Origin of the sequence: Streptomyces sp. KR55 (genome assembly GCF_052245645.1) — a bacterium.
Classification (GTDB): Bacteria; Actinomycetota; Actinomycetes; order Streptomycetales; family Streptomycetaceae; genus Streptomyces; species Streptomyces flavusporus.
Map to the genome: position 1 here is coordinate 1 of NZ_JBQQCE010000928.1, position 1,213 is coordinate 1,213.

At 74.1% G+C, this 1,213-nt stretch carries 2 protein-coding genes; one reads left to right on the top strand and one right to left on the bottom strand.

Annotation, left to right across the window (positions count from 1 at the left end):
* On the bottom strand, positions 1 to 878 hold an 878-nt coding region (locus tag ACTWQJ_RS51560), incomplete at its 3' end, for a molybdopterin cofactor-binding domain-containing protein (protein WP_443313229.1).
* Between ACTWQJ_RS51560 and ACTWQJ_RS51565 the strand changes: the two genes are divergently transcribed.
* Positions 778 to 1,213, top strand: a 436-nt coding sequence (locus ACTWQJ_RS51565) for a TetR/AcrR family transcriptional regulator (protein WP_443313230.1), incomplete at its 3' end; no start/stop codon positions are given. The two genes, ACTWQJ_RS51560 and ACTWQJ_RS51565, sit on opposite strands and share 101 nt — an antisense overlap.

The window sequence follows — 1,213 nt, forward strand, 5'->3', positions numbered from 1 at the left end:
GTGGCGTTGCCCGCGTTGACCAGGGCCCGGCTGGCGATGGTGCCGACCCCGAACGGGGTGGCGTCGGTGTCGCCGCCGACCACGTCGATCGACCCGAAGGGGACGCCGATGGCGTCCGCGGTGATCTGGGCCATGGAGGTGCGGTGTCCCTGTCCCCGGGACGGCGCGCCGATGGCGAGCTTCACCCTGCCGTTCGGAGCGATGCCGATGCGGGCGGTCTCGAACGGCCCGAGTCCGGTGGCCTCGATGTACATCGCGAATCCGATGCCGACGCGGCGTCCGTCGCGAGCGCCCTCACGCTGCCGTGCGCGGACCGCGGTCGCGTCCGCGCGGGCCACGGCGCGGCGCAGGAGTTCGGGGAAGTCCCCGGAGTCGTACGACTGCGGCCTGCCGGAGCGGTCCACGAGGCCGGTGGCGTACGGCATCTCCTCGGGCCGCACGAGATTGCGCGCACGCAGGTCCTCCGGCGCGATCCCGAGGCGGGCGGCCAGCCGGTCCATGGCCCGTTCCATGGCGAACACCGCCTCGGGGCGGCCTGCTCCCCGGTAGGGCGTGGCGAACGCGGTGTTGGTGAGAACGCCGGTGACGTCGATGTCCACGTTCGGGATCCGGTAGGGGCCGAGCAGATGGCACAGCGAGTTGTACGGCACGACGAGGCCGGTCGTGTTGTACGCGCCGAAGTTCACCGTGATCCGGTCGCGCACGGCGAGGAGGCGGCCATCGGCGTCCGCGGCGAGTTCGATGCGGTGGGTCTGCTCACGGGCGTGCGACGAGGCGGTGAAGCAGGTCGGCGAGCCGCTGGCGCAGCTGCTGGGCGACGCCCCCGGCGCCGATGTGCGCGCGGCGCTCGTCCGCAGCGTTCTGTTCGGCGTGATCATGGAGCGCTATCTCTTCGCGCACGAACCGGCGGCGTCCGTCCCGACCGCCGAACTGGCCCCCGCGCTCGCCGAAGTGCTCGGCTGCGCCTTCGGCGGTGACACCACACGCGGACGACTGCCCGGCGACACCACCCCCGGGCCACCGGACGCCGTCCCCCCGACCTCCTCCCCCGCCGTACCCGCCCCGGCTCCGCCCGCGCCCGGCGCACCCGGGGACTCTCCCTCGGCACTCCTCGCCCGCCTCGACGAGGTGTCCCGGCGCCACCAGGCGCTGATCGGCGCGACCTTGCGGGCGTACGGCGTCAGCCTGCCCGCGTGCGAGGTGCTGGCCGTGC